Genomic DNA, 15,854 nt, shown 5'->3' with positions numbered 1-15,854 from the left:
ACTCGCGAGTGAACAAGACTTGTGATTTAAAGAACGGTGCCCATGGTTCTTAGAACAAACTTCGGACAACTCACGTTCGGTTTATAAATGACTCACTTACAGCGAACGGTACCACGCCATCGCGTCGGGGACGTGCTCCTCGAGCGGATCGTAGGTATACCCGAGTTCGTCGTGTGCCTTTCTCGAGGTGTAGTAGAGCCGCTTGGTCGCCAACTTGGCCATATCCCGGTCGAACGGGAACACTCGAAATCCGGAGACGGCCCCGACTGTTTCGGCGACGGGTCCGGCGGCATGAATCGCCGTCGAGGGGACCTCGATGGGTGCACGATGACCGCCCGTACAGTGAGCGATTCGAGAGATAGCCTGCTCGAGCGTGAGGTTTTCGCCGCCGAGGATGTAGTGCCCGCCGTTTTCGCCGCGTTCGTAGGCGGCCAGTATGCCGTCGACGACGTCCGCCACGCCGACGATGCTCAATCCGCCGGGGAGATAGACGAACATCGTGGGATCGGTCGCCATCGCGAGTAACTGGGCGGTGAACGTCTCGTCTCCGGGGCCGAAAATCGATGTCGGGTGGACGGTGACGGCCTCTCCCGCGGTGCTCGCGTAGTTGTCGACGAGCACCTCCGCCTCGGCTTTCGAGGACTGGTAGGCACCCACCGGCGCGGCGTAGTCGGTTTCGTCCGCGACCTCACCCTCGACGGGCGGTCGCCTTGTTCCCGCCGTGCTCGTAAACACGAGTTTGCCGGCATCCGTCTCCGAATGCTGACACGCATCGATGAGCCGTTTCGTTCCGTCCGCGTTGACGCGCTCGACTGTCTCCGCGTCGCCGCTCCAGAGGCCGATGCCGGCCAGGTGGAAGACCGCGTCCGTTTCGTCGACGAGCGATCGAAGCGTCGCGTCGTCGAACAGATCGCCGACGTACCACTCGACGGGACCCTCGAGGTCGCCCCGATCCGACGTCGGGCGAGAGAGCCCGCGAACCGTCCACCCGTCGGCGAGCAATCGTTCGCAGAGGTGTGACCCGAGAAAGCCCGTCGCACCGGTGACGGCGGCCGTCTTCGTCATCGGTCCACCTCGAGTTGGGGCGGAACGGCGTCCCCGCTGACCTTCGCGTACAGCCCGTACGCGATCGAGACTGCGGGATGGGTCGTCGTCCGCGGCGGCAGATCGCCGGACGGAACGCGATCTCGAAGGGCATCGAAGTCACACCCCGAGACCTGAATCGATGTCTGACCCGGCCCGAGTTCGGTCGATAGCACAGCGTCATCGTTAACGTCCCGTCCGAGCAGTGTCGTTCCGGCTGTGTCCACGCCGAGTGGGTCGCCCGCGAACAAGGTTTCCGCGGCGAACGCCTCGCCGGCGAACACGGTCGTCGCGTCGAGGATCGATAGTTCGGGTTCGACCGCGTTCGTCGCCGCACGAGCACGGCGGTCATCCGACAGCCCGCGGCCCTCGACGCCGGGTTCGACGTGTCGACCGAGCGTTCGCATCGCCCCCGCAATCGGCCCCGCTTCGGTCGGGCGAAGCGTCGGAACGACGACGACAGGGTTCTCGAGCAACAAGTCCGGGATCGAGAGTTCGACCGGAGCCTCGCTATCGGAAAGCGAAACGGTGACTCGAGAATCCCGATCCGAGGAAAGATCCCGAAGTCGACAGTCGAAGCGTTCCTCGAGCGCCGGATATCCGAGATAGTCGGTCGTCCGATCGAGGTCCATCGATTCGGTGCTCGAGCCGGCGACGACGAGGTCAGCCGACGTCTCGTTCCCGAGATAGCCCGCGACCGCGCCGACGACCGCCGGATCTGTTACCATCCCCGTCGAGGGATGAAATGGATAGTGGACGTCGGGCAAGAGAGTTATCTCGGCGGCGTCGGCGAACGGATCCGGCACCGATCCGATCAGTTCTCGAACGGGCCCCTCGAGTCGGGCCATTCGCGCGTCGATCGCGGGCGTCCAGTTGTTCCCGCCCGCCTGAGACCGTTCGGTCGTCACCTCGAGAGCCGATTCGCGTGCCGCCAGTTGCCCCTTGGAATTCGCGCGCGGAACGGAGACGCTGGAAACCGACAGCGATCGATCGTCATTCATGAAACCACCTCGAGGGCGTCGGCTTCGGCGCAATCTTCGTCCGCGAGTTCGTAGGCCGTCTCGACCAGTTCGAGCGTCCGTCGACCGTCTTCACCGGTTACGGGCGGCGTCTCGTCCGCGCGAATCGAGTCCACGAAATCGAAGAGCGCATCGTAGTGCGCCTGAAGGTAGAACGTCGGTCCGTAAACGGCCGGATCGCCGCCGGTAAACCGACTCGCGACGTTCGAAAGGGCCGAGAGGGCGGCGCTCCCGTAGAAATTCGTCGGGAGATACTCCTCGCTCTCGATTGTGCCTGTAATACCCTCGAGGCGGACGTTGGTGTTCACCTCCGGAAGCTCCTCCCACTGGTAGGAACCACAGTGGAGCGTAACCGCGGTTCCCGTCTCTCGGGCTTCCATGAGGACCGTCGCTGCGTCCTCGACCGGCACCTCGAGGGTCGTATCGATCATCGCATCCCGAATCTCGAGCGGACCGAACGTCCACTCCAGGTAGTCGAAACAGTGAACGCCGAGTTCCATCAGCGAGCCGCCGCCGGTCGCGTCGGGGTCGAGCGGCCAGGCCGGGGGTGCATCCTCGACCGGCGGTCGACCCAGCGGACCGTCGTTCACCCGAACCATCGAGGCGTGGGGAACGTGGCCCACCGTGCCGTCCTCGTAGGCCCCTTTGAGCCCGGTAAGATCCGGCTGGTAGCGAAGCGTGTGATCGACGCCGACGCGGATTCCGGCCTCGGACGCCGCCTCGAGCATCTCGTCGGCTTCGGCCGTCGACCGGGCAAACGGTTTTTCAACGAAAACATCAACGCCGGTTTCTGCGGCCACTTCGACGGCGTCGCAGTGGAGAAACGGGGGCAACGCGACGATCGCGACATCGAGCGTTTCCGACTCGAGTAACGTCACGTAGTCGTCGTACACGCGGGTAACGCCCGCGCTGTCTGCCCGGTCGCGATTCTTCGGAACCGTATCAGCCGCGGCGACGACGTCGACGCCCGGCATCGCGAGCGCCGATTTGAGGTGTACACTGCCGATGTTGCCGACTCCCAGAACTCCGATCCGTACCGAATCGGAGCGCGACAGTCGACGGCGGATGAAAGAGCGCATCTTCTCGAAACCGGACCGTCTGCAGGCTTTGTTATCGCTGGCTTACCGTTCGTCGACAACCCGTAGGGAGTGGTTTCGAGGTGATGAGCGGGAGCCCGAGTCTCCGAAAACCGTCGAAGAGCTGTACGCAGGGATATACTACCAGCTGTAACGATGTGAAGATTCTCGCACCTCCGGGGCGACGAGAATTGTGAGCGACGGACAGCCGGTAGGAGCGACGGACAGCCGGTAGTATAGTACGCGTGGGAATGGTCCGAAAATCAGTATTGGGGTCGATACGCTGGTATCCCTTACCGCGAGTACGCGGCAGGACTGGGCTCTGCGGTCGGCGCTGAGTCACGAAAACGGCGGGCAACATCACCCATCGTTTCAACGGACAGGTCGGTCTCGCGACGCCGTCGGTCTATGTACTCGAGAATGGCACGCATCCGACGGTCGTCTCGTTCGTGCGTGAGATTGTTGGGATGCAACCACAGGTGGAACACGCCATCCTCTCTGGCCGCCTCGTCGATCCCCTGTCGAGCCTCCACAACCATCGGGTCCGCCCAGACGGACTCCGCGATCGTTCTGGCCGATCCTTCAAACCCGAAACAGAACATCGACGCCGGAACGTTGACGAGGCCGTATTCGTCGATCGACGGGTACACCAGCAGGGAGCCATCCTTGAACACCGAGTCGACGACACCGCGAGCTCCGTCGGGGGTCGGTGACCGACCACGGTAGGCGGTGATTCCGTACTCCGCCAGTACGTCCCGGTGACCGACGTCGTTTCGCGGGAAGATGAACGAATCGACTGACTGTCCCCACTCGTTTGCGATCTCGACGCTCCGGGAAATTTCCGCTTTCGCGAGCGTTCGAGACGTCTCGGGGTCACCGAACAACACGTGCGAAAACGAGTGGCTCGCAAACTCGTGATCGGCATCCGACTCGAGGATTCGCTCCACGAGATCGCGTCCGAACCGAAGATCGGGTCGGTCACGCCACTCCGTCCGCTCGCGTTCGAACCAGCCCGATGGCGCAGGATGTGCGTCATGCTCGCCGTCGCAGGACTCGAGCATCAGATGGCCGACGACGGCCCAGGTTGCGGGCACGTCGTACTCTTCGAGCAAATCGAGCATCGCTTGCCAGCCTCGTCGACCGGCCTCGACCCGGTGTTCCGGTGGCGAATCCAGATCGTGGAATCCCCAGCCGAGTTCGGCATCGAGAGAAATTACGACGCTTCCCATTCACTCCACCAACCAACGTTCATAGGTGTGAGTTCCCTCCGAGTGGTATTGTTATGGATATCCTGTTGTTGACCTGTTTCAAGCGGGGAACGTCACGGTTTAGTTGGAGAACATCACGAACGTGACGATCGGATTACGCGCCGATACTCGCCACGGTGAGACCAGTTCAGTCGCTGAATTATCACGCGTTCGTCGGCATTTCTCCGTGCAACCTACACATAACAAAACGGTCGTCTCGCCACCACATCCACAGCGGGCGTCAGTGACGCCTCATTCATCAATCATGAGCGGACATACTCCGACATCTCAGCGAGCATTCGTACTCGGTCTCGACGGCGTACCGTGGAGACTCATCGAACGATGGACAGACGACGGTGAGCTACCTAACTTCGCCAGAATGCGAGAGGAGGGTGCAGCGGGAACGCTCGAGAGCACGCGTCCCCCGACGACGCCGCTTGCCTGGCCATCGATCGCAACGGGTGTCTGGCCGGATAAACACGGTATCTACGGATTTCAGAACCTCTCCAGGGAGTATTCTCACGAAATGTATACGAGTCGAGACTGCAAACAGCCGCCCCTCTGGGAGCAACTCTCGCCGGCCCACGTCGGTAACGTTCCCCTGACCTACCCCGCAAGCGATATCGACGGCACGATGGTCACGGGAATGATGACTCCCTCGACGGAGAGCGATTTCACGCATCCACCGGAGTTAGGGGCAGAGATCAAAAACCGCATCCCCGGCTACGAAATCAGCCTCAATTATCCGGAGTACGCCGACCGCCTCGACGAGTTCGAGGCCGCTGTCAACGACATCCTCGACAAACGGCGGAATCTCATGCGACTGCAGATGGAACACGCCGAGGACTGGCAGCTGTTCTTTTTCGTCTACACCGCGCCCGATCGGTTCCAGCACCTCGTCTGGGACATGGATCTGCTCCTCGAGCACTACAAGAAACTCGACGACATGCTCGGGGAAGTGATGACCTACACGGACGAACACGACGCGGATCTCTATGTCGTCTCCGATCACGGGTTCGGAAAGATCGACCAACTCGTCTACGTCAACCACTTCCTCGAACAGGAAGGGTACCTGTTCAGGCGGGAGGACGAGGGGACCAGAGGTGCACTCGCGAGTCTGGGAATCTCGCGAAGCAACGTCAAGCAGGCGCTCAATCGGGTCGGCATCTCCGAGGAGATGCTCATCCAGACCCTTCCGCGAACCCTGGTCGACTCCGTCGCAGAGCAGATTCCGGGAGAACACGCGCTGTACGACGTCGATTACGAACGAACGATCGCGTTCGTTCACGACGCCGGAAACTGCTACATCAACGACACCAGACGATTCGAAAAGGGAACGGTCGATCCGGCGGACGTCCCGGCGTTGAAAGCAGAGCTGATGGACCTGTTCGAATCGGTCACGAACGAAGACGACGAACAGATACTGCGGGTCTTCGATGGCGACGACCTGTTCCCGAACGATCCGAAGTCGCCGAACTTTATCGTCAACGGAAAAGACGGCTACGAATCGCGAAACTCGATCGCCGACAAACCGTTCGGCGACACCGGCGTGACAGCGGCGAGCCACCGAAGCACGGGAATCGTACTCTGTCGCGGGCCGTCGATCGACCCGGGAGCCGAGCTCCGAGGCGCGCGCGTCGTCGATGTCGCACCGACGCTCCTCCACGGCATCGGAGAACCCGTTCCGGCGAACGCGGACGGCCGGGTCCTCTTCGACGCGTTCCGCGAGGACGCACCCGCATCTCGAACCAAGGTCCAGCGCACGGACCTCACGCGCTCGAGCGACGACGAAGCGGTCGACGACGACTTCACCGACGTCGAAGATCGTCTCAAAGGGCTGGGATACATGGAATAACACGGCGTGGAGGGCCAGCGCTTTACACGCGAACGAAGGCGGCGATCACGTCTCGAGTTCTCGAACGGCGACGGAACGACGGTAACTGCCCAACAGGCGGTATCATGCGACGGCGCGGAGGTGTGCGCGAACAGCGCGGAAGAGATCGTCGTAGCTGCGAAAGTCGTCGGTCGTCACGTGCCACCGACTCGAGACGGCATCGATCATCGAACTCTCGACGTTCGCTTCCCCGAAAAACGCGACGTCACTGAGGCGTTTCGGGTCGTCGAAATGTTCGCAGACGGATCCGATTTCGATACCGACGCCGAGGGTATCACCCATTGCTGGGGCGACGAAGACGGTCGCGACTGCGGCCTCGGTGTAGTGGATGCTCTGTGTCGCCGCGTCCATTTCGTGCAACGGGATCTGTGGATCGGTCGCAAGAAACGCGTTCACGCCCGTATTCTTCCGTAGGTCTCTCCTGATTTGGACTAACAACGCGAGCGCCTCGTCGACAGCCAAATCGAGTCGGCCCTCCCGGATCCGATGGTCGATTTCGTCGAGCGTCGGTCGAGTCGTCGCGACGGCCGCCTCTTCAGGGTTGGGAGTTTCGTAGGGTGGATAGGATTTGTACGGCCCCATCAGGTAGACGAGAAACCCACGCTTGCTCGCCTCGTGGGTGAGGTACTCGCTCTCGTCGAGAGCCTCGAGCAGACGGTCACGCATATTGACCTATTATTCGATCCGGCGAATATAAACCTCAGTATGCGGTCCACCTCCACCGGGGTAAATATTTTTAATACGGTTGGGACCGTACCGACAGATAGACGACTACCACAACCTCGATCACCACCATGACCAATCAACGCGATACGCGAGCCGACGGCGGGGTCCTTCGGGACCAAGACGGCGGGAGCCACGAGACGAACTCACTCCTCGGCGTCGACCTCCCCGAAGACAGTCTCTTCACCCTCGAGGAGTACCTCGAGATGTACGATGTCGCGTCGTCCGAACCGGCCTTTAGCATCCTCTGTGCACTGAGCGAGGAAGAACGCCTCAGCGCCGGCGAACTCTCCGAGGCCCTCGATCGCGACGGCAACGAGCTTCACTACCATCTCCGAAAGCTCAAGCGGACCGCTCTGATCCGAAATCGCCGGGACCCGAACACGGGAACCGAAGATCCGTACTCCTATTATGCACTCACGGACCTCGGCGAGACGGTTCTCACCCACGGAGTCAAAGCCGGAGTCGAAAAGTTGGCGGCCGAGGAAGCGACGATCAGCGACAAGTACGAGGAGTAAGAGCGCGATCTGGGCGGCTCGAGTCGAGCGGCGCTGAAGGCTCATTTCGAGAAGTACCGGACGCGAGAGATGCCAACCGAATTTTTTGCGCCGAGGCGCAAAAAATTCGATGAAAAAAGGCCGACAGCTCGGCCTTCGGCCTCGCGTCGGTGAACCGTACGCGCGGAGCGAGCACGGATGCGACAGCGGGGAGTCCTCGTACTGTACTTACCGGAAGAAGGCCCAACTGATCACCGCCTGTGGTGGTCGGGAAATACAGTTCAGAGACGACGCCCGGCTCACTGCACGCGCCGAGCACCCGCCTTCGCCGCGTTCCAAACGGGATAGACCGTATTATAAACCCTGTTCGGGGCATTGCGAGCGCCGGCCCGAAGCAGTCGATGGTGGAGCGGGGACCCCGACTCCGCGACCAGCGCGTCGAGGTCGGCACTCGAGAGCCACTCGAAGAACGCCCGTTCAGAGGGGCTCGAGGGCTCGGTTTTGCGAACAGTGTGCTGGATATCCTCCCACATGTATCGTTCGTCGAGTCCCAGTATCCAGTCGCCGTTTTCGAACGATGACCGAATTTCGTGGTAGTCGTCGTGCTCGAACGGATAGCCGTGGGCGGACGGCTCCAGTCCCGCCAGCCGGAGTCCGACCGCAGTCCGATAGCACTTTTCGCATTCCCCGCAGTTCCCGTCCATCCGTACGTTGCAGGTCTGTAACTCGAGCCGAGAGGCGTCCGGGTCGGAACGACGGTCCTCGACGTAGGAGGCGATCAACTCGAGTCGCTCCTGGCGGGTGATATCGTAGCAGTCGTGGTGACACCGGGTTCCCGTCCACCGGACGTAGTCGTCGATATCCGGCCGAGAGCCCCACTCGAGGTCGATTCCGTCCCAGTGCGTTGCGGCCATATACAAATCTTCAATCCCGCGCGCGTGAGCCATCGGCGCACAGAGTCCGAGTAACCCGAGGCCGTGGCCGACGGAGCTGTACCACGCGCCGTCGACGTGGCGTTTGTAGTGAGCCAACAACATCGGATGGTCGAGCGCCGAAAGCATGTTCGACTCGACGAAGGCGGTCTCGAGACCGCGTTCGTCCGCGAAGTTCCTGACTCGCGACCGGAGGTGATCCCAGTCTTCGTCGTCGCTTTCGTCGGGCGTAATTGTCCAGCCCCTGACGCTGATCAACGTCGGTTCCTCCGTTCGGTGGCGGACGTACGAGGACGTCGAATCGACGCCGCCCGTAAACAGCAATCCGGACTCGCCGCCCGCCTGTGGAGCGATGTCGACCGTGTTGCGCGCGTAGAGCGTTCCGCCCTCGAGAAAGTCGTACATCGAGAGCAACGAGGCTTTGACGTCCTCTAGCGCGCGGGCGAAAGAGGCGTCGACCTCGTCGACGTAGACGTCGGCCCCCTGTGCCCACGCAACGGGACAGACGTGTGCGAGAACGGGAATCGCGAGAACGCCCTCGGGGACGTTCCCGACAGGAACGTCGTAGGTCGTTCGAAACGGGTCTCCGGTAAAAAAGCGCTCGAGATCGGACGACGGGCGGATCTCGGACTCGAGCGTGCTGTCGTCTGCGGTAACCGAGTCGATGATGATGGATGACATGTGTTGAGGGAGCGTGGTGTGTACGGACGATCGCAGTTCGATTCGAGCGGATCAACCACGAACCGATACAAAAACCGAGAGAATCGTTGATTGATCGCAAAACTTGAAGTCCGATCGTAGTAATCGATGGGGCGGCGTACAACTGATTCAACGGAATACTACAGTCTTCGGGTGCTGAAAGAACGATCGTTGGTACCCGAACTCGACCGATGGGAAAATGGGAGTTTCGGTGAAAAAACGGTTCGGATTCGGAACGTGAGCAGGCGCTTCCCAGTCGAACAAACCTGATTGAGCCTCCGGTTGAGTTCTAATATTTGGTATAACTGGGCTTGCGTGGGGGAGAAACCTCTCACGACGTGGGGCAGAAACCCTCACGATGTGGGAGAGAAATCGACACGAGTCTGGCACCGATCGAGAGCGGTTTGAAACGCGATACTCGTGTTCTCGGCGGATCGTTCGTGAACTGAGACAGTTCGCTCGGTCGGATGATCACCGGGTATGAACCCTATAACAAACCAGTCATCCGTACTCGAGTCTTCAAGAATGGCTATCGAAATGGTACGGAGACATCGATTTGAACCGGGCGATCGGCAATGAAACGGGTCGCACTCGACGTCGTCCTCGCAGTCGGCTATTTTGCCGTTGCCGCCGCTATCCTCATCGCGCGGGCAAATCCCGCCACGGGCTACGAATCGTCCGTGTATATGGCATCGCCGACAGCGACCTGGATCGGCGTGGCGATCGGCCTCGCGATCGCGGTGAGTACGACGCTGACGTGCCGGGGCCGGTACCAGGCGATCGCGATCGGTCTCGGAGCGTGTGCGGTCACGACGATCGTCAGCCTCCCGTTCATCAGAAACTACCGATTCGCGGGCGTGGGTGACGCGCTCTCTCACCTCGGCTGGACTCGAGACATCGTCCGCGGGGATCTCCTCCCCCACGAACTGTTCTATCCCGGATTGCACTCGATCGCGTCTGCCATCCACTTCGTCGGCGGCGTCCCCCTCGAGCGATCCGTGCTCTTGATGATCATCGTTTTCTTCGTTCCGTTCGTGATTTTTATTCCGCTTACAGTCCGCGAGCTCTCCGGAAGCGCGCTTGCGGTCGGTATCGCTGCCATCATCTCGTGGATGATCCTCCCGATCAACAACGTCGCGACGCACATGGGCGCACACACGAACTCGAACGCGTTGTTTCTCGTTCCGGTCGTGATCTTCGCGTTCGTCGCCTATCTCAAACGAGGAAGCGACATCGAGCGGCTCCCGCTCGGACTCTCACCGTTCAGCGTGCTCATCGTGTTCACCAGTCTCGCGCTGTTGTTCGTTCACCCACAACAGATGGTCGCCGTCGTCGTCCTGCTCGGGTCGATCAGTGCGGTCCAGTATCTCGCGCGGTGGCGGTTCGAAGAACATCCGATGGTCCATCATTCGACGACGTACGTCCACTCGACCGTACTGGGGGCGCTCGTCGGTATCTGGGCGATCAGTAACGAGCGATTTCGGGACTCGTTTTCCTCGTTGGTTTATGGGATTTTCGCCGACGACATCGGCGCGAGCGCTGAAGTCGACCAACGAGGGTCTTCCCTGACGGAGCTCGGGGGAAGTCTCGCCGAACTGTTCGTCAAAATGTTCCTCGAGGCGGCAATCATCGGCCTGATCGTCGCGGTTTTCCTGGTGGTTATCTGGCTCGGATGGTCGAACATCGACCTCGAAACGAAGGCGTTCTGTACGTACTTTGGGCTCGCGTTGATCCCGCTCGGCGGGATGTTCCTGGTCTACTTCGTCGGAACGCCGACGATGGCGTTCAGACAGGTTGGATTTATTTTCGTCGTCCTTACGATATTGTCGGGGATCGCGATCGCACACGCGACGGCGGGGCTCTCGAAGGTGATCACGACACCGGGCGCGAACGCGATCGTCGCGACGATGCTCGCGGCGTTTCTGATCCTCGGGTTGATGACGGTCTACGCCTCGCCGATCATCTATCAGCCGAACCAGCACGTGACCGATCAACACCTGAACGGGTACGAGTCGAGTTACGAACACGCAGTCGAGGAACGACCCCACGTCGGCTACGGAGCGGACCCGTTCCGGTTCGATCACGGAATCAACGGTATCGAAGTGGAAAGCGTCGCCACGACGCCGTACGAAAGCGGGGCTGTCAACGCGACCGAGTTCGAAAGCGGGAACTACAGCGGGGCCTACGACGGCCACGACTACTACTTCGTCGTGTCCGAGTACGACACGACGCGGGAGCTCGAGGTGTACCAAGAGCTTCATCACAGCGAGGCGGCACTCGAAGGAGTCGACGAGGAACCGAACGCGAACAAGGTCATTTCCAACGACGAGTTCAGGATGTATGCTATCACTGCAGACGAGGAATGATACCGTACTCGGCGACGGTTCACGAAACGCGTGCATAACAAAGCCCGAATCCACCCTCCACGGTTGATACGACAATGTCTGCCCTTGAGGACGTACGTGTGTTGGATTTGACGAGGGTCCTCGGTGGTCCCTACGGTACAATGTTGTTGGCTGATCTCGGTGCCGATGTCATTAAGATCGAACCGCCGGGCGGCGATTTCGTCAGAGAGACGCCACCGTTTTACTCCGACGAGGACCAGTTCGGCGGCTACTTTCAAAGTATCAACCGCGGAAAGCGGAGTCTCGAGTTGGACTTTACCGACGAGCAGGATCGGGAGCACTTCCGGTTTCTCGTCGAAAAAGCCGACGTGGTCGTCGAGAACTTCCGCGTTGGAACGATGGAGAAGTTCGGCCTCGAGTACGAACGGCTCGCGGAAATCAATCCACAGCTCGTTTACGCGTCGATGCGCGGGTTTGGCGATCCGCGAACCGGTGCGAGCCCGAAACAGGCCGAACCGGCCTTCGATCTGGTCGCCCAGGCGCTCGGCGGCGTGATGCACCAGACGGGCGACGAAGACGGGCCGCCGACGAAAGTCGGCTTCGGCGTCGGTGACATCTTTACGGGCGTGTTACACACCGTCAACATTCTCGCCGCGCTCCACTACAGAGACCGCACGGGCGTCGGCCAGTTCGTCGATACCGCGATGTACGACGCGATGGTGAGTCTCGCGGAGCGAGCGGTCTACCAGCACTCCTACACGGGCGAGGTTCCGAAACGCCAGGGAAACGCTCATCCAACGCTCTTTCCATACAACGCGTTCGAAGCCAAAGACGGTTACATCGTCATCGCCGCACTCGGCGACAACCACTGGCGCGGACTCTGTGAGACGATGGGCAAGCCCGAGTGGGTCGTCGACTACCCGCACGCAAACGATCGACTAAAGAACCGTGACGAGCTTCGGGAGAAAATCACGGACTGGGTTTCGACGCGGACCACCGACGAGGTCCTCTCTTCGCTCGAGGGAGACGTGCCGTGTGGCCCCGTTCAGGATATCGCCGACGTCTACGATTGCGAGCACGCCGAACGGAGAGAGATGCTCGTCGAAGCCGATCTGCCCCACATCGACGAAACCGTCACGATCGCCGGAACGCCGATCAAGATGACCAAAACGCCGCCGGAGCCGGGTAATCGCGCACCGTTGCTCGACGAACACCGGTCGGAGTTACTCGAGACGGAATCGTTGTCCAAAGCGGAGCTCGAGGAAATTTCCCCCGAACGCATCGGGATATCCGATAGCAGCGGCCAGAACAAGTAACGAGCAATGGCGTCAAACAACCCCAGAACTGACGAGAAGGAAACGAGCGGAAAGGAGACGGATGAGATGGATATCGATCGAGACGGGTCCGGGCAGACGGAGTCCGACGACAGTTCGGTACCCGCCGCCGACGATCGCACGGCCGAAAGCGCTGACCGGGCGGAAGAAGCCGAACGGGCAGGAGCCAGTAGCGAGGAAGACGAGTCGGACCCATACGAGATCAGACGTTACGAACCGGCGGACCGGGATGGGTTCCTCGAGCTGTACGACCTCGTTTTCGGGGACGTCGACGAAGCGTGGTTTCAGTGGAAGTACGAGGACAATCCCTACGTCGATCACGTTCCGATTATTCTTGCGACCCACGAGGGAGAGATCGTCGGGACGAAGCCCAGTTTCGTCCTCGAGTTGCGCGTCGAAGACCGGACGTTCAGGGGCTATCAGCCGGCGGATGTCATGGTTCATCCGGACCACCGCCGTCGTGGGCTCTACTCTCGAACAACCGAACGAATGAAAGAACACTACCGGGAGCGGGATCCGGAACTGTTTTTCAACTTCCCGAATCCGGCGACACTCTCAGGGAGTCTCAAACACGGCTGGGAAATCGTCGAGGAGGTGCCGACGTACTACCGCATTCAGCAACCAGATTCGATGCTCGAGACGGACGAATCCGAACGCCTCTCGTCGCTGACGAGCGCCGCAACCCCGGTTTTAAAACGCTATCTTCGTGCACGCGAGTCACGCGAACGCGGCGTCGAAGGCGTTTCTGTCGAACGATTCGAGGAGGTTCCCGCCGGCACGTTCGCCGAGCTATATCGTCAAGCAGTTCCCGGAACACTCCACGCAAACCGGACCGAAACGTTCTACGACTGGCGGTTCGACAATCCGAAGTTGTCCTACGACGCCTACGTCGCGAGACGGGACGGAACGCCGATAGCAGGAATAATCACCGGAACGACGAGCGAAGGCGGGTCACAGATTACCAATCTCACCGATGTCGTACCGTTGGCGACGACGAGGGATCGCCGAGACGGCCTCCAGACACTGCTGGCGCGAATCATCGAGGATCGGCGCGATGACTCGTTGCTTGCTTTCAGTGGCGACGGAATCCCCGACTCGATGCTTTCGAACTTCGGGTTTCACTCGGATCTTTCAGCGCCGCTCTCACGCGTATCGCAGCCGACGACTCAGGTTACGTACCCCATCAGTTCCGAAGGCGGCCACGACTGGACGATCGCGGGCCGCGCCATCGCAGACGCCGCAAACTGGACGATAACGTTCGCCGAACAGGATACCCGCTGAAATCGAATCTGCCCCGAGACCGAATTCAAGAGTAGCGGCGGCTCGTGGCCGCCACTCGAATCGAATCGAGTCCGTCCTCGAGCATGACTCGAGCAAGCGTCGAAACGGTTACCGAGGCACAAGGAGAAAGCCTCGTGCTTCAGCGCGGGGAGGATGTCAATCCTGTGAGGAAGTTGCAGTGTCAATCGCGTCAGAAAGTTAGAGTGGCCAACGGAGTGGAAGGGGAGTAAGCAGTCACATCGTCTCGAGTCACGCTCGAAAAAGGGCGGACCGATCGGTGTTTCCGCGTCAATATTCAATTTCCCTCGACGCCCCACATCGGTTTCGATGAAAAGGAGTGCCCTGATTGACGAATTAAATTCACTATATCTTGAGTAATCCAGTACGAACAAAATAATATCTATAAATTTAATACCCATCTCTAAGGAAAGGTTTATGGCCACAAGGTCGTGTTTCCATAATGCATGCCAGAGAATTCCCGCACTAACGAGACAGCCCCTCCAACTTCAGACAGTAATTCGAACTTAACGCGCCGTTCGTACGTGCGTTCGGTCGCAGCGGTCGCGACCGCAACCGCTTCCATCGGCGTTGCAGGATCGGCCACCGCCGACGAAGAGTACGAACTCATCGAAGCGTCCGGACAGACGATCCAGATCGGGTCAGGTGAAACCTGGGAGAACAAACTCGTCGACATGACGACAGGCCAGGATATTATTATCACCGCCGAGGGATCCGGGTGGTCGATACGAAACGTCGGTTTCGAAGGAGAGAACACCTCCGGAGCCGGCTCCGCGACCTTCGGCGTTGCCGACACCGGCGGCGACACGAGTACCATCGAAAACGTCTATCTGGGCGACGGATCCGACGCGCGCAACGGAAGTAGTACTGGCCACGGACAGACGGCGTTCTGGGTCAACCCCGAACACTCCGGACAGCTCGAGTTCGAGCACGTCAACATTCAAGGCTTCGCGGACAACGCTATCTACGGCTCCGCCCCCGGCGGTGCAGGTGGCGGAACGGTCCACATCGATAGCTGTTTCGCGGCCGACTGTGAAGTCTCACACTATCGCGTTGCAACCGAAGGGAGTAGCATCAGAAACTCGAGCGTCTACGTCGACGGCAGCGGCTTCAGCGGCCGTGGCATCTGGGCGTGGTCGCCCGGTACTATCGAAGTCGAAAACTGCCAACTCGAGATGAACGGCGCGAACCAATCGATCGTCGCCGGCGCAAACGGGCAGGGAACGAGCGTCGTCGTTTCCGATACCGATTACGACACCGGTATGGACGGCGGAATCGGCGAGGAAGGTGGATCGGACGTTCAGTTCGGAGATAACGTCGACACCAACCCGGAAGCCTTCGTTCCGGAGGGTGTGCCAACCTCACCCGAAGAAGCAGCGACCGGCGGAGAATAGGCGAAGTAATCGCTGTTGACAGCACGATAATTAGTTTTCGTTATTCGTCCGCGGCCGCTTTACGCTTCATCTCCGTTTTTTCGAACCGACGTCCAGTCGCGCCCCAATGTAGTGTACTCCGGAACGAACAGTACGTCGATCTCCTCGAGACGTGGCGGATGAGACGTGACGGGTGGTCGACGGCTCTTTTTGGGATCTGCGTCTCGATAGTATGCCGTACCCGGACGGCGTTCGTGTGATTCCGTGAGATTCTCGCGAACGGATCGCCGCGGCTCGGCACGCGGAACAATAGTGTATTACTATCGAAACGGT

Annotated in this window: 12 protein-coding genes; 6 read left to right on the top strand and 6 right to left on the bottom strand. The window is 60.2% G+C overall.

The window, feature by feature from the left end:
- Positions 1-96 precede the first annotated feature (96 nt).
- From QNM96_RS21090 to QNM96_RS21075, 4 genes are all read right to left on the bottom strand, one after another.
- Positions 97-1,065 carry an NAD-dependent epimerase/dehydratase family protein gene (locus QNM96_RS21090; RefSeq protein WP_283838782.1) on the bottom strand — a complete coding sequence of 323 codons (969 nt, stop codon included), beginning with the start codon at positions 1,063-1,065 and terminating at the stop codon, positions 97-99.
- Positions 1,062-2,084 carry a DUF362 domain-containing protein gene (locus tag QNM96_RS21085; RefSeq protein ID WP_283838781.1) on the bottom strand — a complete coding sequence of 341 codons (1,023 nt, stop codon included), beginning with the start codon at positions 2,082-2,084 and terminating at the stop codon, positions 1,062-1,064. The genes QNM96_RS21090 and QNM96_RS21085 overlap by 4 nt, the downstream gene beginning before the upstream one ends.
- Positions 2,081-3,181: a Gfo/Idh/MocA family oxidoreductase gene (locus QNM96_RS21080; RefSeq protein WP_283838780.1), complete on the bottom strand. Its 1,101-nt coding sequence runs from the start codon at positions 3,179-3,181 to the stop codon at positions 2,081-2,083. The genes QNM96_RS21085 and QNM96_RS21080 overlap by 4 nt, the downstream gene beginning before the upstream one ends.
- Before the next feature lie 290 nt (positions 3,182-3,471).
- The gene (locus QNM96_RS21075) at positions 3,472-4,407 is read right to left on the bottom strand and encodes a polysaccharide deacetylase family protein (RefSeq protein ID WP_283838779.1); all 936 of its coding nucleotides are present in this window, start codon (positions 4,405-4,407) and stop codon (positions 3,472-3,474) included.
- A gap of 283 nt (positions 4,408-4,690) precedes the next feature.
- On the opposite strand from QNM96_RS21075, the gene QNM96_RS21070 reads away from it, so the two are divergent.
- Positions 4,691-6,280, top strand: a complete 1,590-nt coding sequence (locus tag QNM96_RS21070) for an alkaline phosphatase family protein (protein WP_283838778.1) — start codon at positions 4,691-4,693, stop codon at positions 6,278-6,280.
- A gap of 102 nt (positions 6,281-6,382) precedes the next feature.
- On the opposite strand, the gene QNM96_RS21065 is transcribed toward QNM96_RS21070, so the two are convergent.
- Positions 6,383-6,985 (bottom strand): hypothetical protein, encoded by a 603-nt coding sequence (locus tag QNM96_RS21065; protein ID WP_283838777.1) that lies wholly within the window; start codon positions 6,983-6,985, stop codon positions 6,383-6,385.
- 128 nt (positions 6,986-7,113) lie between these two features.
- Between QNM96_RS21065 and QNM96_RS21060 the strand changes: the two genes are divergently transcribed.
- Positions 7,114-7,560 carry a helix-turn-helix domain-containing protein gene (locus QNM96_RS21060; RefSeq protein ID WP_283838776.1) on the top strand — a complete coding sequence of 149 codons (447 nt, stop codon included), beginning with the start codon at positions 7,114-7,116 and terminating at the stop codon, positions 7,558-7,560.
- A gap of 278 nt (positions 7,561-7,838) precedes the next feature.
- On the opposite strand, the gene QNM96_RS21055 is transcribed toward QNM96_RS21060, so the two are convergent.
- Positions 7,839-9,152 carry a hypothetical protein gene (locus QNM96_RS21055; protein ID WP_283838775.1) on the bottom strand — a complete coding sequence of 438 codons (1,314 nt, stop codon included), beginning with the start codon at positions 9,150-9,152 and terminating at the stop codon, positions 7,839-7,841.
- A 593-nt stretch (positions 9,153-9,745) separates the two neighbouring features.
- Between QNM96_RS21055 and QNM96_RS21050 the strand changes: the two genes are divergently transcribed.
- From QNM96_RS21050 to QNM96_RS21035, 4 genes are all read left to right on the top strand, one after another.
- Positions 9,746-11,536: a hypothetical protein gene (locus QNM96_RS21050; RefSeq protein ID WP_283838774.1), complete on the top strand. Its 1,791-nt coding sequence runs from the start codon at positions 9,746-9,748 to the stop codon at positions 11,534-11,536.
- Positions 11,537-11,610: 74 nt separating this feature from the next.
- Complete coding sequence (gene mct / locus QNM96_RS21045; protein ID WP_283838773.1) at positions 11,611-12,831, top strand: succinyl-CoA:mesaconate CoA-transferase; 1,221 nt, start codon at positions 11,611-11,613, stop codon at positions 12,829-12,831.
- A gap of 6 nt (positions 12,832-12,837) precedes the next feature.
- Positions 12,838-14,130 carry a GNAT family N-acetyltransferase gene (locus QNM96_RS21040; RefSeq protein ID WP_283838772.1) on the top strand — a complete coding sequence of 431 codons (1,293 nt, stop codon included), beginning with the start codon at positions 12,838-12,840 and terminating at the stop codon, positions 14,128-14,130.
- Between the two features lie 464 nt (positions 14,131-14,594).
- Positions 14,595-15,542, top strand: a complete 948-nt coding sequence (locus tag QNM96_RS21035) for a hypothetical protein (protein ID WP_283838771.1) — start codon at positions 14,595-14,597, stop codon at positions 15,540-15,542.
- The last annotated feature ends 312 nt before the right edge of the window (positions 15,543-15,854 follow it).

The organism is Halostagnicola sp. A-GB9-2, assembly GCF_030068615.1.
Classification (GTDB): Archaea; Halobacteriota; Halobacteria; order Halobacteriales; family Natrialbaceae; genus Halostagnicola.
Note: the sequence above shows the minus strand (reverse complement) of the source record. Positions and strands in the feature narration are given on the sequence as shown.

Bases quoted from the DNA above. Each gene is read 5' to 3' on its own strand.
- QNM96_RS21055 (WP_283838775.1), bottom strand. From the start codon at position 9,152: ATGTCATCCATCATCATCGACTCGGTTACCGCAGACGACAGCACGCTC.
- QNM96_RS21085 (WP_283838781.1), bottom strand. From the start codon at position 2,084: ATGAATGACGATCGATCGCTGTCGGTTTCCAGCGTCTCCGTTCCGCGC.
- QNM96_RS21035 (WP_283838771.1), top strand. From the start codon at position 14,595: ATGCCAGAGAATTCCCGCACTAACGAGACAGCCCCTCCAACTTCAGAC.
- QNM96_RS21050 (WP_283838774.1), top strand. From the start codon at position 9,746: ATGAAACGGGTCGCACTCGACGTCGTCCTCGCAGTCGGCTATTTTGCC.
- QNM96_RS21040 (WP_283838772.1), top strand. From the start codon at position 12,838: ATGGCGTCAAACAACCCCAGAACTGACGAGAAGGAAACGAGCGGAAAG.
- QNM96_RS21075 (WP_283838779.1), bottom strand. From the start codon at position 4,407: ATGGGAAGCGTCGTAATTTCTCTCGATGCCGAACTCGGCTGGGGATTC.
- QNM96_RS21065 (WP_283838777.1), bottom strand. From the start codon at position 6,985: ATGCGTGACCGTCTGCTCGAGGCTCTCGACGAGAGCGAGTACCTCACC.
- QNM96_RS21090 (WP_283838782.1), bottom strand. From the start codon at position 1,065: ATGACGAAGACGGCCGCCGTCACCGGTGCGACGGGCTTTCTCGGGTCA.
- QNM96_RS21070 (WP_283838778.1), top strand. From the start codon at position 4,691: ATGAGCGGACATACTCCGACATCTCAGCGAGCATTCGTACTCGGTCTC.
- mct (WP_283838773.1), top strand. From the start codon at position 11,611: ATGTCTGCCCTTGAGGACGTACGTGTGTTGGATTTGACGAGGGTCCTC.
- QNM96_RS21080 (WP_283838780.1), bottom strand. From the start codon at position 3,181: ATGCGCTCTTTCATCCGCCGTCGACTGTCGCGCTCCGATTCGGTACGG.
- QNM96_RS21060 (WP_283838776.1), top strand. From the start codon at position 7,114: ATGACCAATCAACGCGATACGCGAGCCGACGGCGGGGTCCTTCGGGAC.